Here is a 24,123-nt window from a genome sequence, read left to right as displayed (position 1 = left end):
ATGAAAAGGCTCAATCGGCACGACTTCCCGGGTGCGGTTTATCGCGATCGGGTGATCCAGTTTGGTGAAGGAAACTTTCTGCGGGCGTTTATCGACTGGCAGATTGACTGGCTTAACCAGCACCAGGGCACCGATGCCGGGATCGTGGTGGTGCGGCCGCGTAACCGTGAGGTCAGTGACAGCCTGAATCAGCAGGACGGGCTTTACACTACGCTGATTCGTGGCCTGAACGATCAGGGCGAGTCGGTGAGCGAAACCCGGCTGATTCGCAGCCTGAACCGCGAGATCCAGCCTTATCAGCAGTTCGGCGATTTTATGGCGCTGGCGCACAATCCCGATTTGCGCATGGTGTTTTCGAATACCACCGAGGCAGGTATCATTTTTGACAGCAGCGATCGGCTCACCGACCAGCCTGCCAACAGCTTCCCCGGTAAACTGACCCAGCTGCTGTGGGCGCGCTATTGCCACTTCGAAGGCGCCAGTGATAAAGGCTGGCTGGTGGTGCCGTGCGAACTGATTGACCACAACGGCGATACGCTGCGCGATAGGGTGCTGCGCTACGCTGAGCACTGGCAGCTGCCCGCCGAATTTAACCGCTGGATTAACCAGCATTGCGCCTTCTATAACACGCTGGTGGATCGCATCGTCACTGGCTTCCCGGCTGAAAGCGCGCAGATTGAGGCGGCGCTGGGCTATCAGGATCGCTATCTGGTGGCGGGCGAAGTCTACTATCAGTTTGTGATTCAGGGACCGTCGGCGCTGTTTAGCGAGCTGAAACTGGACGCGCTGGCACCTCAGGTGCGGCACGTTGATGACATTGCGCCGTATAAAGCGCAGAAGGTGGCGATCCTCAACGGCGCGCACACCGCGATGGTGCCGGTGGCCTTTCTCGCCGGACTGGAGAGCGTAGGCGAGGCGATGGACGATCCGGCGATTGCCGGCTTCGTGGATGCGTTGCTGCGCGACGAAGTGATCCCGACGCTCGATCTGCCCGCGAACGAACTGCACGCCTTTGCCGACGCGGTACAGCGTCGCTTCCGCAATCCGTTTATTCGCCATGCGCTGTTGTCGATTGCGCTGAACGGCATGACCAAATTCCGCACCCGTCTGCTGACGCCGATGCTGGCTGCACAGCAGCAGAGCGGCGAGTGGCCGACCCGCATCACTTTTGCACTGGCAGCGCTGATCGCTTTTTATCGCGGCGAATCGGCGGATAAAAGCTGGCCGTTGCAGGATGATGCACACTGGTTACAGCGCTACGCCGAAGGCTGGACGGCGCTGCAGGCCGATCAGCTTTCGCCAGAGCAACTGGTGCGCAGCATCCTGAGTGATGCGCAGCACTGGGGCGAAGATTTAACCCAACGGCCCGATCTGGTGGCTGTGGTGACCCGACACCTGCAAAACATCATCGCCCACGGAATGCGTGAGGCGCTGAGTCAACTGAGATAACGCTATGCAAGACGCAATTAAAATACATTCCCGCGACAACGTCGCCGTGGCGTTGCGTGACTTAGACGCCGGCGTCACCACAGAGCTACTGGCGCATTCGGTGGCGCTGCAACAGGCTATCGGGCGCGGGCATAAGTTTGCCCTGCAGCCCATCGCTGAAGGCGAGCTGGTGATCAAATATGGTCTGCCGATCGCCCACGCCACTCAGCCGATTGCTGCCGGAGAGCTGATCCATTCACAGAACGCCCGCACCAACCTCAGCGATCTGGATCACTATCAGTATCAGCCGGACTTCGTGGCCATCCCGCCACAGCCGGGCGATCGTGAGGTGCAGATCTACCGTCGCCCTAACGGTGAGGTCGGTATCCGCAATGAATTGTGGATCCTGCCGACCGTAGGCTGCGTTAACGGCATCGCACGGCAGATCCTGCAACGTTTCCTGAAGGAGACGCAGCAGGCGGAAGATATTGATGGCGTCTTCCTGTTCAGCCATACCTTTGGCTGCTCTCAGCTCGGCCAGGATCACGAAAACACCCGCACCATGCTGCAAAATATGGTGCGTCATCCGAATGCGGGTGCGGTGCTGGTGATTGGTCTGGGCTGCGAAAATAATCAGGTTGATGCATTCCGTGACACCCTCGGCGCGTTTGAAAGCGACCGGGTGGAGTTTATGGTCTGTCAGCAGCACGACGATGAAGTGGAAGCCGGGGTGGAACGTCTGCATGCGTTGTATGAAAAAATGCGGCATGACCAGCGTCAGCCTGGCAAGCTCAGCGAGCTGAAATTTGGTCTCGAGTGCGGCGGGTCGGATGGGTTTTCAGGTATTACCGCCAATCCGCTGCTGGGACGCTTCTCAGACCAGATGATCGCCAATGGCGGCACCACCGTGCTGACCGAGGTGCCGGAGATGTTTGGTGCCGAACGCATTCTGATGAGCCGCTGCCGTGACGAAGCGATTTTCGGCAAAACGGTGGCGATGATTAACGACTTCAAGCAATACTTCATCGATCATCATCAGCCGATCTACGAGAATCCATCGCCGGGTAATAAAGCGGGCGGCATCACGACGCTGGAAGAGAAGTCGCTCGGCTGCACCCAGAAAGCCGGACAAAGCCAGGTGGTTGATGTGCTGAAGTATGGCGAACGGTTAAAAACGCCAGGCCTCAACCTGCTGAGTGCGCCGGGCAACGATGCGGTGGCAACCAGTGCGCTGGCGGGTGCCGGCTGTCACATGGTGCTGTTCAGTACCGGACGCGGCACGCCGTATGGCGGTTTTGTCCCGACGGTGAAGCTGGCGACCAACACGCCGCTGGCCGAGAAAAAACCACACTGGATCGATTTTGATGCCGGACGGCTGATTGATGGCATGAGCATGGATCAAATGCTGGAAGATTTTGTGGATACCATTGTGGCGATTGCCAATGGCAAACCGACCAACAACGAAAAGAATGACTTCCGCGAGCTGGCGATCTTTAAAAGCGGGGTGACGCTGTAAAAAAGCGATCTGCTAAAGTGCGGGTTGCTTGAGATCGTTGCTAAAGTCCGGCTCAGTGGCGGTGAGACTGATCCTGCGAAGGGAACACAGTCCGATCGGAAAGTCGCAAAGGCCGTCATTCATGACACGTTCGGCCCGTGCGATTGCGCACCTCATCCCTGAGGTGCGCCCTGGCCGGGCTAGCGCTTTGCGTTGTTCAAAAACGCGCCCGGCGTTTTTATCCGGGCGGCGGGACGCTTTGCTCTTCGGACTCCGCCACCCGTTCTTTGAGCTATCAGAAAGATTAAGCCCGGCTGGTTTCGCGTTCGGCTTCGGCCTGACAGACCGCGGCAGTAAACAGGATGTCGGTCGAGGAGTTGAGTGCGGTTTCCGCCGAGTCCTGCAGCACGCCGATAATGAAGCCGACCGCGACGACCTGCATCGCCAGATCGTTGGGGATGCCAAACATATTACAGGCCACCGGGATCAGCAGCAGCGAACCGCCCGCCACGCCGGACGCGCCACAGGCACACAGCGAGGCGACCAGGCTGAGCAGAATCGCGGACGGGACGTCAATGTTGATCCCCAGCGTATGCACCGCCGCCAGCGTCAAGACCGTAATGGTGATTGATGCGCCCGCCATACTGATGGTCGCACCCAGCGGAATGGAAACCGAATAGGTATCCTCATCCAGTCCCAGACGTTTCGCCAGCGCCATATTCACCGGAATATTGGCGGCTGAACTGCGGGTGAAGAAGGCGGTGACGCCGCTTTCGCGCAGGCAGGTAAACACCAGCGGATAGGGGTTACGGCGAATTTTAGAGAACACCAGCAGCGGGTTAACCACCAGCGCCATCAGCAACATGCAGCCGATTAACAGCGTCAGCAGATGGGCGTATTGCCACAGTGCGCCAAAGCCGGTAGAGGCAAGAATCGATGCCACCAGACCGAAAATACCGATCGGCGCACAGCGGATAACGCACCGCACCAGCCAGGTCACCGCGTGAGAGGCATCATTCAGTAAGTTGCGGGTGGAGTCACTGCTGTGACGAAACGCCAGTCCGAGACCAATCGCCCAGACCAGAATACCGATATAGTTGGCCTGCATCAGCGCGGTGATCGGGTTCGCCACCATGCTCATCAGCAGACCACGCAACACTTCGGTGATGCCGGACGGTGGCGTGATTTCGGTGCTGCCTACCGCCAGCGTCAGCGTCTGCGGCACCAGATGGCTGAACACCACGGCCACCACGGCGGCGAAAAAGGTACTCAGCAGATAGAGCATGATAATCGGCCGGATATTGCTTTTCTGGCCCTGCTGGTGATTAGCGATTGAGGCGATCACCAGCATCAGTACCAGCAGCGGTGCCACCGCTTTCAGCGCACTGACAAACAGTTCGCCCAGTAGTCCAACGGCCAGCGCCGCATCGCGAGAAATCCAGGCCAGCGCCACACCGGCAACCAGCCCAATCATGATTTGCTTCACCAGGCTGCCTGCGAACAGCGCGCCCAGACGTGAGGAGAGAGTTTTCTGCATAGTGTTTTCTATATTTTGTCGCGGATGTAGTTTTAGCGGCGATGTTTTGCATCGGCTAAAGCGGTTTGCCCGGCGGAGTATAAGGAAAAGATCGGATGAGAAAAGAGATAATTCTGCCAGTGTGGCCGCTGTCGGGTTTTTATTATGCTGGATATGGGAAGTGTGACAGAGGTATGAAATGTCGCTGCACGCAGCTGCAAAATAAAACAGGGGCATCGGCTGCCCCTGCAGGTAATTATGGCGCGATTTTTTTCTGGTCTCTTTTGCGGTTAACCCAGGCATTGATCAGCAGCGTTGACGCCAGGATCAGGCCGACGACGCTGAGCGAGATGCCAACCGGAATATGGTAGAGATCGACAATCAGCATCTTAAAGCCGATGAACACCAGCACGATCGCCAGGCCATATTTCAGCATCGAGAAGCGCTCGGCCACGTTTGCCAGCAGGAAGTACATGGCGCGCAGACCGAGAATTGCGAACAGGTTAGACGTCAGTACGATAAACGGATCCGTGGTTACCGCGAAGATGGCAGGAATACTGTCGACGGCGAAGATAACGTCGCTCAGTTCCACCATAATCAGCACCAGCAGCAGCGGTGTCGCAAACAGCACGCCATTTTTGCGGGTGAAGAACTTCTCACCTTCAAGTGCGTCGGTCATGCGCAGATGGTTACGCAGCCAGCGCACTACCGGCTTGTCGCCGACCGCATGATCGTCCTCTTTCGCCAGCGCCATTTTTACGCCGGTAAACAGCAGGAACGCCCCGAAGACATAGAGGATCCAGCTAAACTGCGTCACCAGCCAGCTGCCCGCAAAGATCATGATGGTACGCAGCACGATGGCGCCTAATACCCCGTAGATCAATACGCGGCGTTGCAGGTTCGCCGGAATCGAGAAGTAGCTGAACAGCATCAGCCAGACGAAGACGTTATCCACCGCCAGCGCTTTTTCCAGCACGTAGCCGGTCAGAAAGGCGAGGGTCTGGGTGTTGGCGACCTCACGTCCGGCGCTGCCTTCCAGATACCACCAGAACGCGGCGCTGAACAGCAGTGAAACCGACACCCAGATCAGCGACCAGACGGCGGCCTGTTTGAAAGTCATGGTCTGCGCGCCGCGGCGTCCCTGCAACAGCAGATCGATGGCCAGCATGATCAGCACCACAACCGCAAAGCTGCCCCAGAGTAATGGCGTACCCACAGTTTGCATATTCGTATCCTGTCTGAAAAATAAAAAAAACGGCTGAAGTCAGAAGACGTCAGCCGCTTATTTTTGGTGTAAGCAAACCTCGCCTTCCGGCAAGGTCTCACTTACAACACAGAATAGATTCCGGGTTGCCTGATGACCGGATGCTTACGCAACGTAGTGACGATCAATCAGCTTACAAGTTACTCCCCTTTGCAGGAGCGTAAGTTACGGCTTAGCCGAACAGGAATCAATCGTTGTTGTTAATATTTAGAAATATTTACACTGCTGGCTGATCGGCCGGAAAAATCACCCCGGTCTGGCGGCGAATTTCGGTCAGCAGCGCGGCGGTAATACGTGAAACCTCCAGTGCCGGATGGTCCACCTGGCGCTGTTCAACCAGCCGGACAAAGGTTTCGGCTTCATACAGCATGGTATTGATATGCTGCGGCTGGCTCAGCGCCTGCTTTTCCGCACCGCGCGGAATAAACGTCAGCTTCTGACACTCGGAGAGTTTCTCAATCACCAGCGCGCCCGCTTCGCCCTGAATTTCACTCGGAAGTGAGGAGTCACTCACCTTAGAGTGCAGGATGGTCACGTCAAAATCGCCGTAGCTCAGTACCACGACACCGTGAGCATCCACGCCGCTTTCCAGCAGGGTGGCGCTGGCCTGCACCCGCTGCGGCGCACCCCACAACGCAACCGCCGACGCCAGGCAGTAATAGCCAATGTCCATAATTGAGCCGTTGGACCAGCGCGGATCGAAGGTGTTGGGGTTCTCGCCGTTGAGATAGCGCGGATAACGTGAGGAGTACTGACAGTAGCTCAGCAACGCTTTACGCAGCCTGCCAACCTCAGGCAGCGCCTGTTGCAGCCGGAGGAAATTAGGCAGGCTGGCGGTTTTAAAGGCCTCAAACAGCACCACCTGATGCTGGCGGGCACAGGCGATCATCGCCTCCACCTCCTGCAGATTAGAGGCCAGCGGTTTCTCACAAATCACATGTTTGCCGTGCGATAAAAACAGCAACGCCTGCTGACAATGCAGGGCATTAGGGCTGGCAAGATAGACCGCATCAATCTGCGGACTGGCGGCCAGCGCCTCCAGCGAGGTAAAGGTCTGCTCGCAGGGATAATCGTGGCTGAACGCCTCGGCCTGCTGCTGACTGCGTGAATAGACCGCACACAGTTTCATCGCCCCGGTTTCATGGGCGGCATCAATAAACTGGCGTGTAATCCAATTTGTTCCCACAATGGCAAAACGAATCACGTCATCTCTCCGGCAGAAGTAAAGCGGCAGAGTAACATCTCTCCGGCCGGGTGCAATGGGGCCAGCCGGGCAGGCATTGATCCTGCGATCCGCATTCCAATAATATGATGACGCGATGATTTTCAGGGATAAACCAGGGAGCGCAGGTGAAAGCAAGCAAGCACGCATTAAACTGGACCACCTTACTGATTGCCATTCCGGTCGGATGCGCGGCCTCGCTGGTGACGCTGGCGTTTCGTGGCGTTATCGAGCTTATTAACCATCTGCTGTTCGCCAGCGGCGGCGAAATTACCGAGTCGGTACACCTCTGGCCGTGGATTTTCTGGCCGCTGCTGGTGGGCGGCGGCGGGGTGCTGGCGGGTTATTTTCTGCGCTACGCTGTAGCAATCGAGCAGCAACAGACGGTTAAAACCGACTACCTTGAGGTGATAAATGCCCGTCTCGATGCCGTTCCGACCAAAACCTCGCTTTTTCGCGCGTTATCTTCCATTGCCAGTATCGGCAGCGGCGCGTCGATAGGGAAAGAAGGGCCGATGGTGCAGCTATCGGCACTGTGCGGCAGCGCGATTGGCCGGCTGTTACCGGCGTCGCTTAACCTGAAAAACAGTGACGTGGTGGCCATGGCAGCGGCGGCAGGTCTGTCGTCGGTCTATCACGCGCCGCTGGCGTCAGCGATTTTTGTGGCGGAGATTGCCTTTGGTATTTCAGCGCTGCAGCGGCTGATACCGCTGATTATCGCCTCGGCCGTGGCGGTGATGACCATGTGGTCGCTGGGTTTTCGCAATGCGCTTTATCCGCTGGCAGAAGCCAGTTTCCAGATGGATCTCAGCAGCCTGTTGATGACGGTGGTGATCGGTTTGGTTGCCGGTCTGGCCGGCTGGCTGCTGATTAAGCTGATTGCCCGCAGCAAGCTGCTGTTCAGCCGGGTGGCGTCGCTGCCGCTGCGGCTCGGCGCGGGCGGCGTCGCGGTCGGTTTACTGGCGCTGATTTCCACCGACATTCTCGGTAACGGCTACGAGGTGATCGTTAAGGTGATGGCGGGCCACTATCTGCTGCCAGGCCTGCTGCTGTTGCTGGTGCTGAAGACGCTCGCCACCAGCCTGTCGGTCGGATCGAATGCGGTCGGCGGTCTGTTTACTCCGTCGTTGCTGATTGGCGCGCTGCTGGGGGTGATTATCGCCAGCGTCGGGGCGGCGCTGCATTTGCCGCTCGGCAATGCGCTGCTTTATGCCGCGATTGGCATGGCGGCGGTGCTGGCTGCCGTCAGTCAGGCACCGTTAATGGCGATGCTGATGGTGCTGGAGATGACGCTCAACAGCAGCCTGCTGTTCCCGCTGATGATCGCCTCGGTGCTGGCGTCGATGGTGGTCTACCGGCTGCAATCGACCAGCACCTACCCGGTAGTGAGTCATCACTTCAACCGGTCCGAAGCCAAATACGATTTCGATAATATGCGCATCGCTGAGCTGATCATTGCCGGTGCGGCGTTGCAGCCCCACGAGTCGGTCGGCCAGGCGCTGGCGGTCAGTTCGCTGAAGCGAGAACGCTACGTCTATGTGATCAATGACGTCGGGGCGTTTCTGGGCGTGGTATCGATCCATGAGATTTCACGGCGGGTACTGGCGCAGGAGATCACGCTCGACTCACCGGTGCAGTGCGTGATGGATGACGAGTTTCCGGTGGTTTATCAGAACCAGAGTATGCGTGAGGGCTGGGAAGCGTTTGCGGCGGTGACGCTGGAGCGGTTGCCGGTGCTGAACAATCCGCAGGAACGGCGCTTTCTCGGGGCGCTGACCAAAACCAGCCTGATCCAGAAAGCGCAGGAGTTTCTTTAAGCCGCGTTGCCGCGCATCGCCTGATCGGTCATCCACAGGCGGGCATCAAACTCAAGCTGGTGGTAATCCGGCTCCATATGGCAGCAGAGCTGGTAGAACGCTTTGTCGTGATCCTTCTCTTTCAGGTGCGCCAGCTCATGCACCACGATCATCCGCAGAAAGGGTTCCGGCGCGAGGCGGAAAAAGGTCGAAATACGGATTTCGGCCTTGGCCTTCAGGTTGCCGCCCTGCACCCGCGAAATGGCGGTATGCAAACCCAGCGCGTGCTTCATTACCTTAATCTTGTTATCCCAGATCACTTTACTGATCGGCGGCGCGTTGCGCATGTAGCGGTTTTTTAGCGCCAGCGTGTAGTCGTACAGCGCTTTATCGCTCATCACGTCGTGCGTGTCGGGATAACGTTGCTGCAGAAACGCGCCTAAACGCTGATGGGTGATCAACGTCTGAACCTGCTCAAGAATGGGGGCAGGATAACCCTGCAGGTAGATCAGTGAGGACATTAGGGATTCCCGGCGAAAGACAGTATACTGCGCCCCCTTTTTGGGGCGAAAATCAATCAAAGTGTACCACGCCGGAGAATTCATGAACCAACTTGAACTGAACGATCGCACACTGATCCTGCATCGTTTCCCGCAGATGCGTGACGAAAGTCCATTACAAGCCTGGGATGCGGCTGATGAATATCTGTTGCAGCAGACGCTGCCCGATGGCCCGGTGCTGGTGGTTAACGACAGCTTTGGTGCGTTAACCTGCGCGCTCAATCCGCGTACCGTCTGGCACATCAGCGACTCCTGGCTGAGCCAGCAGGCGACACGTCAGAACCTGGCGTTAAACGCGCTGGATGACGGCGAAGTCCATTTCCTCGATAGCCTGGCTGCGCTGCCAGCCGCTCCGGCCGCGGTGCTGATCAAGGTGCCAAAAACGCTGGCGCTGCTGGAACATCAGCTGCGCGCGATCCGTCAGGTGGCGACGCCAGAGACGGTAATCCTGGCCGCGGCGCGTGCCAAAGAGATCCATAATTCGACGCTGCAGCTGTTTGAACAGATTATCGGTGAAACCCGCACTTCGCTGGCGTGGAAAAAAGCGCGGCTGATTTACAGCCATTTCACCCAGCCCGCGCTGCGTGACGCTGAGCCAACGCTGGTCTGGCCGCTGGATGGCACGCCTTATCAGATTCACAACTACGCCAATGTGTTCTCACGTGCGTCGCTGGATATCGGGGCGCGACTGTTTGTGCAGCATCTGCCGGAAAATATTGAGGGCGAGATTGTCGATCTCGGCTGTGGCAACGGCGTGGTAGGGCTGGTGGCGCTGGAGCAGAACCCGCTGGCCGAGGTGCATTTTCTTGATGAGTCCTACATGGCGGTCGCCTCCAGCCAGCGTAACGTTGAAGTTAACCGGCCTGAGGATGTGAGCCGCTGCCAGTTTCGCGTCAATAACGTGCTGAGTGGTTATCCTTCCGATCGTCTGCACGCGGTGCTGTGCAACCCGCCATTCCATCAGCAGCATGCGGTTACCGATCACCTGGCGTGGCAGATGTTCCGTGATGCAAAACGCTGTCTGCAATATGGCGGCGAGTTGCGCATTGTCGGCAACCGCCACCTCGATTATCACCACAAACTGAAAAAGCTGTTTGGCAACTGCACGCTGGTCGCCTCGAACCAGAAGTTCGTGGTGCTGCGTGCGGTGAAGATGCGCTAATCAGATGCTGAGCGCCAGCTGCGTCGCCTGCGCGATAGCGCGGCGCGCATCCAGTTCCTGCGCCACATCCGCACCGCCAATCAGTGTGACCGTTTGACCTCTTTCCCGCAGCGCAGCTTCCAGTTCGCGCTGCGGTTCCTGCCCGGCGCAGATAATCACGTTATCGACCGCTAGCAACAGCGTTTCGCCGTCGCGTCTCAGATGCAGCCCGGCATCATCAATCGCCAGATACTCTACGCCGCCCCACATCTGCACGCCGCGCGCCTGCAGGCTGGTGCGATGGATCCAGCCGGTGGTTTTAGCCAGCGACGCGCCCGGTTTACCGGCCCGGCGCTGCAACAGCCAGATCTGTCGGGCAGCGGCAGGCGGCTGCGGCGTTATCAGGCCGCCACGCTGGCTCAGGCTGCGATCGATGCCCCATTCGCGATAGAACGCGGCCAGCTCATCCTGATGCGGCGGCTGTGACAGATATTCCGCGGTGTCAAAACCAATTCCACCCGCGCCAATAATGGCGACGCGCGCGCCAACCGGGCGCTTATCGCGTAATACCTCGAGGTAGCTCAGCACGCAGGGATGGTCGATGCCGGGGATCGCCGGGGTGCGCGGCTGAATGCCGGTCGCCAGGATCACTTCATCGGCCGCGCTGAGCTGGTCAGCCCCGACCTGACAGCCGGTGATCACCTTTACGCCTGCCGCCGCCAGCTGATGGCGGAAATAGCGCAGCGTTTCGCTGAACTCCGCTTTACCGGGGATCTGCCGGGCAATATTAAACTGGCCGCCAATGTCGGGCGCGGCATCGTAAAGCGTCACCTGATGGCCGCGCTGCGCCGCCTGCAGTGCAAACGCCATTCCGGCGGGACCGGCTCCGACCACCGCCAGACGGCGTGGCGCAGTGGTGGCAACCACCGGCATCAGTGACTCATGGCAGGCGCGAGGATTGACCAGGCATGAGGTGATCTTGCCGGCAAAAACCTGGTCGAGGCAGGCCTGATTACAGGCAATACAGGTATTGATGCTGTTATCGTCGCCGCGCTGCGCTTTACTGACAAAGGCGGCATCGGCCAGAAAAGGGCGCGCCATCGACACCATATCAGCGCAGCCTGACTGCAACAGCTGCTCGGCAACGGCGGGGTGATTAATACGGTTGGTGGCGATCACCGGCACCTTCACCTGCTCACGCAGGCGCTGCGTCACCCAGGCAAACGCCGCACGCGGCACGCAGGTGGCGATGGTCGGAATGCGCGCCTCATGCCAGCCAATGCCGGTGTTGAACAGCGTCACGCCACACTGCTCCAGCTCGGCCGCCAGCTGCAACGTCTCTTCCAGCGTGCTGCCGTCTTTGATCAGATCCAGCATCGACAGGCGGAAAATAATGATAAAGGCCTCGCCCGTGGCGGCACGGACCGCGCGGGTGATCGCCAGGGCGAACTGCATACGCTGGCGGAAGTCACCGCCCCAGCGATCGGTGCGCTGATTGGTATGCTTAACCAGAAACTGGTTAATCAGATAGCCTTCCGAACCCATGATCTCCACGCCATCGTATCCTGCCTGCTGCGCCAGTCGGGCGCAGCGGGCAAAATCCGCAATGGTCTGTTCGATATCGGCATCGCTCATCGCCTGAGGCGTAAACGGATTAATCGGGGCCTGGCGAGCCGAGGGCGCGACCAGATCCGGTTGATAGCTGTAACGACCAGTATGCAGGATCTGCAACGCGATTTTCCCCTGATGCTGGTGCACGGCGGCGGTAATCGGCCGGTGCCAGTCACACTGTGACGCGTCGGTGAGCATTGCGCCGTGTGCGGTTGTCACGCCTTGTGGATTCGGAGCGATGCCGCCGGTGACGATCAGCGCCACTCCCTCACGCGCCCGTTCGCCATAGAACGCGGCCAGCCGCGCAGCACCCTGCGGATGTTCCTCCAGTCCGGTGTGCATCGACCCCATCAGAAAACGGTTTTTAAGTTGGGTAAAGCCAAGGTCCAGCGGCGTAAACAGCGCGGGATAGTGTGGATTGAGCTGGGTCATAATCACTCACTGCGAAGTGGTCGGATGAGTCAACTCTAGCGGCTTCCGGGTTAAAAAAAAGTGAAACAGTGTCAGGGTGTGAGTGAAATCAAAAACATCTGACCCGGCGACGGGCCGGGCCGGGCAACTTCGCCCGTGCCAGCCGTGCGATTAACGACACCGGATCCACGAGTAGCGGCAATGATAGCCGTTGCCGAAGTGGGTATTATGGCGATAGCTCGAGCCGCTCTCCGCCATGCAGTAGGTACAGACGTTGACGTTTTCGATCTGCTGCGGCGGCACGCCGCTCTGGATCAGCATCTGCGTCGCCAGCGCTGGCAGATCAAACCAGACGCCCTGCTGCCGGGCGTTCGCCTGCGGACGCTGTGCCAGTGGGTTGATCGGCTGGTTGTGCTGCCAGCGAAGCCAGCCAGCAAGGGACGGGCGCTGCTGCATCTCAGCCAGCTGCGGTTCGGCCAGTTCGTAACAGCAGGGACCCATTGCCGGACCGATGGCCACCGTCAGGTTTCGTGGATCGCTGCCCTGTTGCTGTAGCTTTTCTACCGCACGGGTCAGGACGCCCGCCAGCGTGCCCTTCAGCCCGGCATGCACCGCCGCCACGGTTTTACACTGCGAATCGGCGAACAGCACCGGTAAGCAATCAGCGGTCTAGACCGCAACCGGGCGGCTGCCGGTGCTGATGATGCCATCTGACTCGCAGCTTTTTGGCGGCGTATTTTCAATATCGGTCACCACGGTGGCGCTATGACGCTGATGGCCATAAGCTGCATCGGCAGGCGGGGGATCGCCAGCCGCCTGAAAGGCGTAATCCAGCCAGTCGAGCGAGTCGAGCAAGGTTGAGCGCGGGGTCACGGCCATAAGAATCTCCTGTCATAACGGCGTGCGTTGAGCTCCCCACAGCTTACGTTAACTGCTACATTTTTGAAGCTTTCCCACCCCGACCTTTCTCACCTTAAGGATGACATGATGAAAACCTCAGCAAAACTCGCCGCGTCCGGACTGGTTGCGCTGCTGTTAACCGGCTGCGCAACGTCGTCGCACCAGACGGCACAACAGCAGCTCGGCCAGCAATCGGTGCTGGCGGTGAACTGGTTCCAGCAGTCAGGCGAATATCAGGCTCTGACCTGGCAAGCCTTTAACAGCGCGCGCCTCGCGTTTGACCAGGCACCGTCACTGACCGGCAAACCTAAAGCGGTGATTGTCGATCTGGATGAAACCATGCTGGATAACAGCGCATACAGCGCCTGGCAGGCGAAGAACGGCCAGCCGTTCAGCAGTAAAAGCTGGTCGGCCTGGACTCAGGCACGACAGGCTAAAGCGGTGCCGGGCGCGCTGGAGTTTGCGCGTTATGTCACTCAGCACGGTGGCACGCTGTTCTATGTGTCGAATCGCGATCAGCAGGACTACGCCGCAACGGTTGCCAATATGCAGCAGCTGGGCTTTCCCAACGTCAGCGACAAAACGGTCCGCCTGAACACCGACAGCTCGAACAAACAGGCGCGTTTCGATGCCATCAAAAATGAAGGCTACAACGTGGTGCTGTACGTCGGCGATAACCTTAACGACTTTGGCGGTGCGACCTGGCATCAGGGCAATCAGCAGCGTCGTGATTTTGTGAACCTGAACCATCAGCGGTTCGGCACGCAGTTTATCGTGCTGCCTAATCCTCTGTATGGCGACTGGGAGAGCGGAATGGCGGAAAATTACAATAAACTGACGCCGGAACAGCAACTGTCGGTGCGGGAATCACGGCTGCAAAGCTGGAACGGTAAATAATTCGTCAAGAAAAAGAGCCTGACCTGTTCAGGCTCTGCTAACAAACGGTCCTGATTTACTTTCATGTGTCACTATTTTGCTGCAAATTAAATAAATCATCTCTTGCTCCATTCTTATATTAAACCCGGCACGTTTCACTGCCTGTCAGGCTTAAAGGCGGTGAATTATGCTAATGGTTAATTTTCATAATTAAGAGTATTCCTGGTAAATAGCCAGCCGTCTGGTATGGCAGTATTTACCCCCGCTAAAAGTAATTGTATTTATTTGTCATGGGTAACTTTAGTTATTTAACGTTTTAATTTTAGTTAATTGATTTTAAGAGATTAAATATCTTAATCGCTATTTTATTCAGTCCCGTCGCGCTTAATTAAATTTACTGGTCATTGACCGTAACTGACATATTGTTGACAAAAAGTCACGCCTGATGGCACGCCAGAATATGGGTCGTGCATTAGTAATGATTAGCGTCTATAACCTTTTTCTGTGACTGGCTTCTTATTTCACTGACGGCTCGCGCTTTATTTGTGAGTCGATACACTTCGTGGTTGGCCGGGATGCGACCTCCCGGTAGTAGAGAGAAGATGATTGTGACGACACTTAAACCCTTATTAGCGAAAAATCGCAGTTGGGCATTACAGCGCCGCCAGCGTAACCCGAATTATTTTGAAAAATTCCTGCATCAACAAAAGCCTCACTCATTATGGATTGGCTGCTCGGACAGTCGCGTACCGGCAGAGGTGTTAACCGGCTCCCATCCTGGCGAACTTTTTGTGCATCGCAATATCGCCAATATGGTGGTTGAGGATGACGACAATTTGCTCAGCGTATTGCAATACGCGCTCTTCTTTCTCGGTGTGAACCGGATTGTATTAAGCGGCCACTATGGCTGCGGTGGCGTAGAGGCCGCGCTGAATCTGCCCGGCAGCGTGCTGGAACATCAGGACTCGGCGCTGGCGCGCCGTATCAGCACACTGCGGCAGGCGATTGAGGCTGGCCTGGCGGAAACTCCCGCAGCCGAAGAGAGCCAGAGCGATCTGCTTGACCGCCTGGTTGAGGCCAACGTCAAGGCACAATTCGCCCGACTGGTGAAAACCGAACCGGTCCGGCAAATCTGGCAATCGGGCCAGCCACTGGAGGTGTTTGGTTGTGTTTATGACCTGCGCACCGGCCATCTCAAAGAGTTGATTCAGCAATCTGCAGAGGAACCTTCACCATGAATCTCGATACCCTACGCCGTGATATCCCAGCGGGGCTGGTGGTTTTCCTGGTCGCTTTGCCACTCTGTCTTGGCATTGCGCAAGCCAGCGGATTACCGCCGTTTGCCGGCCTGCTGACCGGGGTGATTGGCGGCCTGGTCGTCACTTCCCTGAGTCCGTCACGGTTTGCTGTCAGCGGCCCGGCGGCCGGTCTGGTCACAATTGTGGTGGCCTCGATGGCCTCGCTCGGCAGCTTTTCCGCCTTTCTCACCGCGCTGATTATCGCCGGTGCCTTGCAATGCCTGTTTGGCCTGATGCGCGCCGGGCGGTTTATCTCGCTGGTGCCGGGTAGCGTGATTAAAGGCATGCTGGCAGCGATTGGCCTGTTACTGATCATGCAGCAGATTCCGGTCGCGCTGGGCGCGGCAGGAGATGCCGAACTGATTTCGCTGGTCACAGGCGAGATGACTTTCTCGCTGCCGGCGATGCTGGTGGCGGGCATCGGATTGGCTATCCTGTGTTTGTGGACCACCGCGCCGGTGAAACGCATCAAGGCGCTGGCGTGGATCCCGGGGCCGCTGATTGCCGTGCTGATTGGCTGTCTGGCGACGGTAGTGGGCGGGCGCCTCTATCCTGAGATGGCGGGTGGGCTGGCGCGCATCTCACTGCCGGCGTTTGACAGCGTCTCTGCGCTGGTGGCGGAACTGGAGACGCCAGACTGGATGGCGTGGCAAAACCCGCAGGTATGGGTGGTGGCGCTGACCTTAGCGCTGGTGGCCAGCCTGGAGACCTTGCTGAGTCAGGAAGCGCTGAAAAAGCTTCGTCCACAGACGCCGGCACCTTCGCCAAATAGAGAGATGTTTGCCCAGGGGATCGGTAACCTGGCCGCCGGCTTTCTGGGCGCAATGCCGATTACCGCGGTGATCGTCCGCAGTTCAGTGAACGTCAGCGCGGGCGCACAAACCAAACTGTCGATTTTCATTCACGGCGTACTGCTGCTGATTTGCGGAATGTGGTTTAGCGAGATGCTGAACGCCATTCCACTGGCCAGCCTGGCGGCAGTGCTGCTCTATACCGGCTACAAGCTGGCAACGCCGCGTCTGTTTGTGGAACAGTTCCGCATGGGCGCTCAGCAGTACGTGCCGTTCCTCGCCACCATCGTGGGTATTATTACCCTGGGAATGCTGGTCGGTATTGGTATCGGTATCGCCACGCAGATCCTCTATAGCATCTACAAAAGTCATCGCAACGCGCTGCAGCTCACCCGTTACGACGACCACTACGTGCTGCGCTTTCAGCAGAACCTGACCTTTATGCATAACCCGAAGCTGCAGGGGCTGCTGGATGAGATCCCCGAGAACAGCGTGGTGATCGTTGATAACGACAACGCCGAATATATCGATCCGGATGTCAAAGCGGTGCTGAAGGATTTTGGCGATAATGCAGATAAACGCGGAATTCGCCTCAGTCAGTGGCCGGTTGCGGTAAAATAGCCTTAAGCGCAACGGTTAACACGTCAGAGCAGCAAAAATCGGATATCTCGGATATCCGGTTTTTTTATTTACGGGGCATAATTGGCCCCATTCCCGCTGCCGCCTGACGTGTTTCACCCGTAAGGGGGCAATTTGCCCGCTGATTTCAAAGTTAGCCCATGAATAGTGGTTTTATCGCAGGATGACTTTGGTGGCGCCCAGGATTAAATCATTCTGACGCCACGCCCATTTCAGGTTGGCGTGGACAGCCCGTCTCTCTGCGACAAGGTCCGGATGTATGCACGTTAAGCTGTTTGAAGAACACAATGTTAAGAAAAATGCACTCTCGCTGTTTTTGATTACCTTGCTGTTCTGCTTTATCGGTGGGCATCTGCGCATTCCACAGGAGCTGTCGCTGTTCTGGCCGGTCAATGCGATCGTTGCCGGAGTGATTGTCCGCAACCCTTTCCTGCATCAGGCTCGCTATTATTTCACCTGCTTTAGCGCAATGGTGTTTAACGATGCGGTTTTTTCCGGCTGGACGCTGGCAGCCTTTACTCTCAACGTTGCCAACCTGCTGTTTATTCTGGTCGCCGTATCGTTGCTGGTGAAGCATCTCCAGCATGACTCCGGCAGCGAACGCATCACCAGCGTGTTACGCATTTTCCCGGCCTGCCTGCTAGCGGCGCTGGTCTGTGCGGCCTGGGGGGCACTGGCGCAGCAGGCCAATTTTGATGCGGCGCTGGCGACCGCCTGGGGCGACTGGTTCAGTGAACAGTTCTCAACCGGGCTGATGCTGTTGCCGTTCTTACTGACGCGCGACTGGCGAACCCTGTCGCCACGTCAGCTGTTGCAGGTCCGTAAGCTTTCACCGGTGATCGCGGTGGTCTTTTCGCTGGTGGTCGGTGCGATGATGGGCGGCGCGGGCAGCCTGACGTTCCCGGTACCGGCGCTGGTCTGGTGCGCTATCGTATTGCCGATGACCCTCACCAGCCTGGTGATTTTACTGACCGGCATCACCGAGATCATTCTGGTTTCTCACGGCGTGATGAACATTCAGGGCAATGATAATCTGCTGCCGATCAGCCATCTGACCTCGGCGCGGCTGGGCGTAGCGACAATTGCCATCAGCCCGCTGATTGTGGCCGCGAGCATGGATGCGATCCGTCAGCTCAATCAGCGACTCGCGCTGCGGGCCAATTACGATTTCCTGACCCAGCTGCTATCGCGATCCGGTCTGTATGAGAGTCTTCGAACCGAACCGTTCAGCCCGTCGCGTAAAGCCGGTGTGATCCTGCTGGATGTCGACTATTTCAAAACCATTAATGACAATTTTGGTCATGATGCTGGCGATAGCGTACTGGAAGAGATCGCCCGCCGTATGCAGCGGGTGGTGGGCAAAAAAGGGCGTATCTGCCGGTTTGGCGGGGAAGAGTTTGTGGTGGTGCTGTTTGATCAGGATCCGGAAGCGCTCTATTTTCTCGCCGAGTCGATTCGTCAGACAATCGCGAAAGAGAAATTCTGGCTGCAGGGCAGTACGGTCACGGTGACGGTCAGTTCAGGGCTGGCTCATGGCAGCGCTGGCGATGCGAGTGACTGGCCACGGATGATTAACCGGTTGATTTCGGCAGCCGATAAAAACCTCTATCTGTCGAAACGCAATGGCCGTAATCAGACCTCGCCGGTTAATCATCGCGCCATTACCAGCGACGTGGCCTGAAACCACGTCGCTGAGAGCGATTAGCTGACGCTGCTTTTCAGGCTGCTGGCTTGCTGGTGACGTTCCATTGCCAGCTCGATCAGGCGGGTAATCAGATCCTGATAGCTGAGTCCGGCTGCCTGCCACAGTTTGGGATACATGCTGATATTGGTGAAGCCGGGCAGGGTGTTGACTTCGTTGACGATAATCTCGCCTTCATCGGTCAGGAACACATCGACCCGTGCCATACCGAAACACTCCAGCGCACTAAACGCCCTGATGGCAACCTCACGAATCGCCTCGCTGACCGCCGCAGGAATCGCCGCTGGTACCACCGTCTGCGCGCCAGTTTCAGAGATGTATTTGGTGTCATAAGAGTAGAACGCATCATGCACCACGATCTCGCCGCAGGGGCTGGCCTGCGGGGCATCATTTCCCAGCACGGCACACTCGATCTCGCGACCTTTTATCCCGGTTTCAATCAGCACTTTACGGTCAAAGGTAAAGGCCAGTTCCAGCGCCGCCTCAAAGGCGTCCGCACTGTCGACTTTGCTGACGCCAACCGAGGAGCCCTGATTGGCAGGTTTGATAAACAGCGGCAGGCCAAGGCGGGCGATCACCGCGTCGGCATCCAGTGTGGCGCGCTGAGACTGGGTGACGCTCAGCCACGGGGCGACTTTCAGGCCGGCATCGCGTAACAGGCGCTTGGTAAAGTCTTTATCCATGCTGACCGCAGAGCCCAGCACGTCAGAACCGACAAACGGCAGCGAGGCCATGCGCAGTAAACCCTGCAGAGAACCATCCTCGCCCAGCGTGCCGTGTACAATCGGGAAAATCACATCGATCTGCGACAGCGGATGCGCATCGCGACGGGTAATCAGCGGTTGCTGCTGGTTGCCGGGCACCAGCGCGACATCTTCAGCCGCGCGATTCAGGGCAATCAGAGCCGGATTTTCAGCATGCAGTAAGAAGTCCGAAGCATCATTAAGACGCCAGTGCCCCTGCTTATCGATACCCAGCAACACTACCTCAAACCTGGTTTTGTCGATCGCATCGAGAATATTTTTGGCCGACTGCAACGACACTTCATGCTCAGCCGATTTGCCGCCAAACACGATCCCTACCCGCAACTTTGTCATCAATTTCTGCCTGCTGAAAAATCAAAACCACAAGATAGCACGCAGTTCTCCGATGAAAACAGGGCAGCGCGGCAGAATGTTGGCTGGGAAGGGGCAGGCACAAAAAATAACAGGATGGATGGCGGACTAGCCAACCCGAAGAGGCGCTAAGGCGGGAATTTATGCGGCGCTGCTGCTTAAGACAGTGAAACCTCAGGCTGCTGAAGCCTGTCCGGCGTCAAGCACAGCAACGGGCGGTTTACCGGCATGTCGGGTTTTATCTTTGTGGCGGAAACGGACTGACTGCCGATCCCTGCGATCGCTGTTGGTAAGAAACGCCTCATCATCCGCTTGAGATAAGGGTTAACCGTAACACTCTGCCTGGCCGCAAGATCTCGCTGCTGACCACCAGGTAGGAAGCTAACGTCTTATGAATTTTCCACTCTGATGGCCTGACTGTCATATTTTAACGGTGGTTGAGAAGCCATCTGATCTAGCCAATCGGCCAGACGACAACATCATTAAATAACTCCAGCGGTAGAGTGATGTTGCAATTTTCAACCGTGTGAGCGCCGTCAAATTCATATCATAGAGATTTAAATATACTAGAATGGTAGTACGGTTTTTTGTGAACAGAAACCACCACCTTGCGACAACACATCCCTGGCTTAGATAACCACTTTTACCTTGTCCGCTTTACGCGATTGATGATGAGGAACAGTCACTATTCATAATTCAGACCTTAATTTCATTGGGTTATTGTTTGTGATGATGATGATTACAGTGAGCGAGTAATTAAACGGACGGATAGAGGTTATCGCAAAGGTAATAGATGAATGAAGTAATTTTCAGCAATGTTCTGTTCAAAATTTCAGTTTAAAAATACTCTCATCCTGTCACTATCTTGAGGCTCTATATGCTACCTTTTTTATCACTTTTTTGGGTGCTGGCAGGAATTGTTATCCTGGTTGTGCTTAACCTGAAATATAAAGTCCATAATATATTTTCTTTACTGATTGCCGGAATATTTGTCGCCATTATGGTCGGCATTCCGTTAGAAAAAGTGGTTGCGGTTATTCAGCAGGGGATTGGTAGCATTATGGGCCACCTCGCGCTGATTATTATATTCGGGGCAATCATTGGAAAATTCATGACGGAATCAGGGGCCAGCCAGCAAATTGCCGATACCGTTATACGCCATTGTGGCACCCGCTATCTCTCCATCGGCCTGATGTTTATAGGGGTGATATTCGGCATCGCAATGTTTTATGAAGTCGCATTCCTTATTGCCATGCCATTAGTGATGAACATCGCGGTAAAAGCCAACATTCCTTACATGAAACTGGTGATCCCGACGGTAGTGGGTGCCACGATGGGACACAGCCTGTTCCCCCCACAGCCTGGCCCGATTGCCTTAATCAGTGCGTTCAATGCCGATATCGTCCAGGTTTATCTTTATGGCGTAGTGGTAATTTTGCCCGCCTTATACTGTGCCGGTATTTTATTACCGAAGTTTCTGCCAGGGATAAATCGCATCCCGCTAAACTCAGTTATTAAGCCGATTGAGGAAATCGATTCGCAGCAGCTTCCCTCGTTTAAAATCAGTATCCTGATCCCGTTGATTCCGGCCATCCTGATGATTCTGGCTTCGGTGGTCAGGCCGCTGGCGGGTGAAGCGTCGATCCTCACCCAGGTGTGCAAATTACTTGGCAGTGCAGAAATCAGCATGCTACTGGCAACCTTTACCGCGATTTGGTTTCTCGGTGTTAAACGCGGCATGACGGCAGATGGCATTACGCAGCATGTCTCAAAGTCGATTTCTCAGATTGCCAATGTGCTTTTTGTCATCAGCGCCGGCGGCATTCTGAAGCAGGTGATTATCGATTCTGATGTTGGCGACAGCATTGTTCAGCTGATGAGCCACGTTCCGTTCTCGCCCTTTATTATCGCCTGGTTAATCACTGCCGTTATCCGCATTCTTACCGGGCAAGGCGCAGTTGCCGCAATCACCTCCGCCGGCATTGTCGCGCCGATGATTGGCGCCTTCGATCTCAATCCCGCCTTAATGGTGCTTGCTGTCGCCTGTGGCAGTAACACAATTACCTTGATGTATGACGGCGGCTTTTTGCTGTTTAAAGAAACGTTTGGCATCTCTATGAAGGACACCTTTAAAACCTGGGGATTACTGGAATTAATTAACTCGGTAGTCGGGCTGGGGATGGTGATGCTGATTAGTCAGTTTATCTGATGTTGGGTTGCAAATCCCAACCGGATTGTCGTGAGTTAATATTCACTTCCCGGCCAGCAGGTGACTTCTTAACCAGTTGGCCGGGAAAGGTGTCGGCGGCCGCTGTAACGCCTGTTATGCATGACCAGAACAGTACGGAAAAAGTCATCACATCGAGCATATTTAACGGCGACACGAAAAACCCATCTGGAAATAATTTGCTGGAATAACCCGGTTTAAACAGGCTGGGAGACCTTTTCTGGCGGCATAATATAAAAGACCTTTTTGCTTAACTTTTTGAAATGTCGGGTAATCTATGCTGACTTTTAACCTGCACTGAAGATAGATTGTTGCGTTCTATACAATTCTGTTGGCCGATATTAAACGGTTCGCATGAGATTTCATTATGCTTTTTATTCTGGTAATTGCGAAATGTAATGTGAGGTTATGTCGCTTTAGGAAAGTACCGATGTCATGATATTTTCTGTTTTTTATATAATGAAAAATTCGCTATGCAAATTCATAAAATCATCATTCCCGCTTTCTTTAACAGGTTTCAGTGTGTAGGGCCAGAGTGCTTAATATTGTGCTGTAGGGGGTGGGCCGTAATTATTGATGAGAAAACGCATCAAAAATATATCTCATCTTCACATTCCAAAATTTCAAAGATAGCCAGGGAAAACCTTATTATCAGGAATAAAGGGGAGGGTGATTACTCAATTATTAAGATGAATCAAAAGGGGGAGTGCCCGTTCCTCAATGAAAATAACCTTTGTATGGTACACCAGGATTTAGGCGAGAGTGCGCTATCGCATACCTGCAGTTCCTACCCACGGCTTAGAAACTGTTTTGATGACCAGACTCGCCATATTATGTCGCTCTCATGCCCGGAAGTCGTTCGGCTTGTGCTTTTTGATCCGGAGGCGATGGTGTTACAGTTGCAGGAACGACAACTGACAGAGAATGAAACTCACCTTGTTGAACAACGCCCAACTGTCACGCAGGCTGAAAAGGTGGTCCATCTTTTCGCCTGGAATTTAATTAAAGCGCCTGCTGTTAAAATTGAAGAGAATTTAATGGCGCTGACACAATTTATTTTATATCTGCAAAGCATCAACTTCGATTTGCAGAGTCATTTAACCGATGTTGAAAACGTCTATGAAGCATTACTGGCAGAGTTACAAGGCGGTATATCTTTGCTGGGGCCAGGCAATCTGCCCCGTACAAACGCAATACGGTATCTGGCGCTATCCGCAATGGGCAAGTTCTTCGCTAAAAAAACTGTACGAGACAGTCTCATTATTAATGAACATCAAACCGTTATAGAATACCTGGGGTACACAAACCAAACTGATCCCACTGAACTTGATGCTAAATTCGAAAATATCAATCAACAGTGGCAGATGTTATGCAGGGAATCATGTCTGTCAGAGCCCTATGTATTACGAAACTACCTGCTGTATAAACTCTATAGCACTTATTTTCCCGCTAACAATATGGCAACCATCATGCACCAGTTGTATCGCATTGTTCTGGATTTTTTCTATATGAAGACCGTACTTAGCGTAAAATCGATGCAGGACGATATCGACCAGAAGGCTGTGATGAAAACCCTCGCGAGCTTTTCAGCTTATACGATGCACGATGAAAACATTAATAATCGTATGGACGCTGCGATTGATATAATTAACAGCGATGACAAATTCTCTTGTCTTCTACTGATTGGATAAAACCTTCTGTAGAGAATCAGTAATCGTTCGTTATTGCCGGCGGAGCATAATTCAGGGGTGAGTTTCCATCAGCAAGCCTTTTCGGGCGGTCATTGCCCCGCCTGAAACGGTCAATGTCATTGACTGTACTGACATCGCCAGACGATTGAAATCAACACACTCCAGCTGGTTCATTTGATATTGTCAGAGCTATTTTGAAGTGTGCCGCTGAAAGGCCAGTGATTCGGTTTCTGGAGCAGAAAGCCTGCTCCTTGAGGCTGAAGCCGGGTTTACGATCAGGCGTAATCCGATACGCGCAACCGGCTAAAGTTGGTGCCTGAAAAAACACAATTTAAGCGTCTGAAGGGCTTTGTTGAATAAATCGAACTTTTGCTGAGTTGAAGGATCAGATCACGTATCTTCCCGACAACGCAGACCGTTCCGTGGCAAAGCAAAAGTTC

General features: G+C 55.3%; 17 protein-coding genes and 1 pseudogene. 11 read left to right on the top strand and 7 right to left on the bottom strand.

Annotated elements, in window-relative coordinates; genetic code table 11:
- Both ABIB18_RS19025 and ABIB18_RS19020 read left to right on the top strand, forming a co-directional pair.
- Positions 1 to 1,449, top strand: a complete 1,449-nt coding sequence (locus ABIB18_RS19025; RefSeq protein ID WP_354475262.1) for a tagaturonate reductase — start codon at positions 1 to 3, stop codon at positions 1,447 to 1,449.
- 4 nt (positions 1,450 to 1,453) lie between these two features.
- A complete protein-coding gene (locus ABIB18_RS19020; RefSeq protein WP_069729055.1) occupies positions 1,454 to 2,944 on the top strand; it encodes a UxaA family hydrolase in 1,491 nt (496 codons plus the stop codon).
- Between the two features lie 283 nt (positions 2,945 to 3,227).
- Here ABIB18_RS19020 and sstT read toward each other — a convergent pair whose 3' ends face one another.
- From sstT to ABIB18_RS19005, 3 genes are all read right to left on the bottom strand, one after another.
- Positions 3,228 to 4,460: a serine/threonine transporter SstT gene (sstT, locus tag ABIB18_RS19015; protein WP_031377208.1), complete on the bottom strand. Its 1,233-nt coding sequence runs from the start codon at positions 4,458 to 4,460 to the stop codon at positions 3,228 to 3,230.
- Between the two features lie 235 nt (positions 4,461 to 4,695).
- The gene (locus ABIB18_RS19010) at positions 4,696 to 5,664 is read right to left on the bottom strand and encodes a TerC family protein (protein ID WP_031377207.1); all 969 of its coding nucleotides are present in this window, start codon (positions 5,662 to 5,664) and stop codon (positions 4,696 to 4,698) included.
- A gap of 256 nt (positions 5,665 to 5,920) precedes the next feature.
- Positions 5,921 to 6,907, bottom strand: a complete 987-nt coding sequence (locus ABIB18_RS19005) for a Gfo/Idh/MocA family protein (RefSeq protein WP_031377206.1) — start codon at positions 6,905 to 6,907, stop codon at positions 5,921 to 5,923.
- Between the two features lie 146 nt (positions 6,908 to 7,053).
- On the opposite strand from ABIB18_RS19005, the gene ABIB18_RS19000 reads away from it, so the two are divergent.
- On the top strand, positions 7,054 to 8,742 hold the full coding sequence (locus ABIB18_RS19000) for a chloride channel protein (RefSeq protein ID WP_031377205.1): 1,689 nt from the start codon (positions 7,054 to 7,056) through the stop codon (positions 8,740 to 8,742).
- On the opposite strand, the gene ABIB18_RS18995 is transcribed toward ABIB18_RS19000, so the two are convergent.
- A complete protein-coding gene (locus tag ABIB18_RS18995) occupies positions 8,739 to 9,242 on the bottom strand; it encodes a M48 metallopeptidase family protein (protein ID WP_046289263.1) in 504 nt (167 codons plus the stop codon). The genes ABIB18_RS19000 and ABIB18_RS18995 overlap by 4 nt on opposite strands.
- Positions 9,243 to 9,324: 82 nt before the next feature.
- On the opposite strand from ABIB18_RS18995, the gene rlmG reads away from it, so the two are divergent.
- Positions 9,325 to 10,443: a 23S rRNA (guanine(1835)-N(2))-methyltransferase RlmG gene (gene rlmG, locus ABIB18_RS18990; protein ID WP_354475258.1), complete on the top strand. Its 1,119-nt coding sequence runs from the start codon at positions 9,325 to 9,327 to the stop codon at positions 10,441 to 10,443.
- Here rlmG and ABIB18_RS18985 read toward each other — a convergent pair whose 3' ends face one another.
- Positions 10,444 to 12,465 carry an oxidoreductase gene (locus tag ABIB18_RS18985; protein ID WP_279810041.1) on the bottom strand — a complete coding sequence of 674 codons (2,022 nt, stop codon included), beginning with the start codon at positions 12,463 to 12,465 and terminating at the stop codon, positions 10,444 to 10,446.
- 150 nt (positions 12,466 to 12,615) lie between these two features.
- A pseudogene (locus tag ABIB18_RS18980) lies at positions 12,616 to 13,323 on the bottom strand (purine nucleoside phosphorylase YfiH/LACC1 family protein).
- 108 nt (positions 13,324 to 13,431) lie between these two features.
- Here ABIB18_RS18980 and ABIB18_RS18975 point away from each other — a divergent pair.
- The 4 genes from ABIB18_RS18975 to ABIB18_RS18960 all read left to right on the top strand — a co-directional run bounded on the left by ABIB18_RS18975 (position 13,432) and on the right by ABIB18_RS18960 (position 18,629).
- The gene (locus ABIB18_RS18975; protein ID WP_354475331.1) at positions 13,432 to 14,241 is read left to right on the top strand and encodes a 5'-nucleotidase, lipoprotein e(P4) family; all 810 of its coding nucleotides are present in this window, start codon (positions 13,432 to 13,434) and stop codon (positions 14,239 to 14,241) included.
- 581 nt (positions 14,242 to 14,822) lie between these two features.
- The gene (locus tag ABIB18_RS18970) at positions 14,823 to 15,458 is read left to right on the top strand and encodes a carbonic anhydrase (protein ID WP_354475256.1); all 636 of its coding nucleotides are present in this window, start codon (positions 14,823 to 14,825) and stop codon (positions 15,456 to 15,458) included.
- Positions 15,455 to 16,930 (top strand): SulP family inorganic anion transporter, encoded by a 1,476-nt coding sequence (locus tag ABIB18_RS18965; RefSeq protein ID WP_089561928.1) that lies wholly within the window; start codon positions 15,455 to 15,457, stop codon positions 16,928 to 16,930. The genes ABIB18_RS18970 and ABIB18_RS18965 overlap by 4 nt, the downstream gene beginning before the upstream one ends.
- Before the next feature lie 277 nt (positions 16,931 to 17,207).
- Positions 17,208 to 18,629 carry a GGDEF domain-containing protein gene (locus ABIB18_RS18960; protein WP_069729063.1) on the top strand — a complete coding sequence of 474 codons (1,422 nt, stop codon included), beginning with the start codon at positions 17,208 to 17,210 and terminating at the stop codon, positions 18,627 to 18,629.
- A gap of 20 nt (positions 18,630 to 18,649) precedes the next feature.
- On the opposite strand, the gene ddlA is transcribed toward ABIB18_RS18960, so the two are convergent.
- Entirely contained in the window at positions 18,650 to 19,747 is a 1,098-nt protein-coding gene (gene ddlA, locus ABIB18_RS18955; RefSeq protein WP_279810043.1) for a D-alanine--D-alanine ligase, read from the bottom strand.
- A gap of 895 nt (positions 19,748 to 20,642) precedes the next feature.
- Between ddlA and ABIB18_RS18950 the strand changes: the two genes are divergently transcribed.
- The 3 genes from ABIB18_RS18950 to ABIB18_RS18940 form a co-directional block, all read left to right on the top strand.
- Positions 20,643 to 21,974: a gluconate:H+ symporter gene (locus tag ABIB18_RS18950; RefSeq protein WP_354475253.1), complete on the top strand. Its 1,332-nt coding sequence runs from the start codon at positions 20,643 to 20,645 to the stop codon at positions 21,972 to 21,974.
- A gap of 491 nt (positions 21,975 to 22,465) precedes the next feature.
- A complete protein-coding gene (fliB, locus tag ABIB18_RS18945; RefSeq protein WP_354475251.1) occupies positions 22,466 to 23,683 on the top strand; it encodes a flagellin lysine-N-methylase in 1,218 nt (405 codons plus the stop codon).
- Between the two features lie 377 nt (positions 23,684 to 24,060).
- Positions 24,061 to 24,123, top strand: a 63-nt coding sequence (locus ABIB18_RS18940; protein WP_223226699.1) for a hypothetical protein, incomplete at its 3' end; no start/stop codon positions are given.

Origin of the sequence: Pantoea sp. UYEF8, from assembly GCF_040546285.1 — a bacterium.
GTDB classification, from domain to species: domain Bacteria; phylum Pseudomonadota; class Gammaproteobacteria; order Enterobacterales; family Enterobacteriaceae; genus Pantoea; species Pantoea brenneri.
This window is presented reverse-complemented; position numbering and strand designations above follow the sequence as displayed.

Bases quoted from the DNA above. Each gene is read 5' to 3' on its own strand.
- rlmG (WP_354475258.1), top strand. From the start codon at position 9,325: ATGAACCAACTTGAACTGAACGATCGCACACTGATCCTGCATCGTTTC.
- ABIB18_RS18965 (WP_089561928.1), top strand. From the start codon at position 15,455: ATGAATCTCGATACCCTACGCCGTGATATCCCAGCGGGGCTGGTGGTT.
- ABIB18_RS18975 (WP_354475331.1), top strand. From the start codon at position 13,432: ATGAAAACCTCAGCAAAACTCGCCGCGTCCGGACTGGTTGCGCTGCTG.
- fliB (WP_354475251.1), top strand. From the start codon at position 22,466: ATGCAAATTCATAAAATCATCATTCCCGCTTTCTTTAACAGGTTTCAG.
- sstT (WP_031377208.1), bottom strand. From the start codon at position 4,460: ATGCAGAAAACTCTCTCCTCACGTCTGGGCGCGCTGTTCGCAGGCAGC.
- ABIB18_RS19025 (WP_354475262.1), top strand. From the start codon at position 1: ATGAAAAGGCTCAATCGGCACGACTTCCCGGGTGCGGTTTATCGCGAT.
- ddlA (WP_279810043.1), bottom strand. From the start codon at position 19,747: ATGACAAAGTTGCGGGTAGGGATCGTGTTTGGCGGCAAATCGGCTGAG.
- ABIB18_RS18950 (WP_354475253.1), top strand. From the start codon at position 20,643: ATGCTACCTTTTTTATCACTTTTTTGGGTGCTGGCAGGAATTGTTATC.
- ABIB18_RS19010 (WP_031377207.1), bottom strand. From the start codon at position 5,664: ATGCAAACTGTGGGTACGCCATTACTCTGGGGCAGCTTTGCGGTTGTG.
- ABIB18_RS18970 (WP_354475256.1), top strand. From the start codon at position 14,823: ATGATTGTGACGACACTTAAACCCTTATTAGCGAAAAATCGCAGTTGG.
- ABIB18_RS18985 (WP_279810041.1), bottom strand. From the start codon at position 12,465: ATGACCCAGCTCAATCCACACTATCCCGCGCTGTTTACGCCGCTGGAC.
- ABIB18_RS19020 (WP_069729055.1), top strand. From the start codon at position 1,454: ATGCAAGACGCAATTAAAATACATTCCCGCGACAACGTCGCCGTGGCG.
- ABIB18_RS18960 (WP_069729063.1), top strand. From the start codon at position 17,208: ATGCACGTTAAGCTGTTTGAAGAACACAATGTTAAGAAAAATGCACTC.
- ABIB18_RS18995 (WP_046289263.1), bottom strand. From the start codon at position 9,242: ATGTCCTCACTGATCTACCTGCAGGGTTATCCTGCCCCCATTCTTGAG.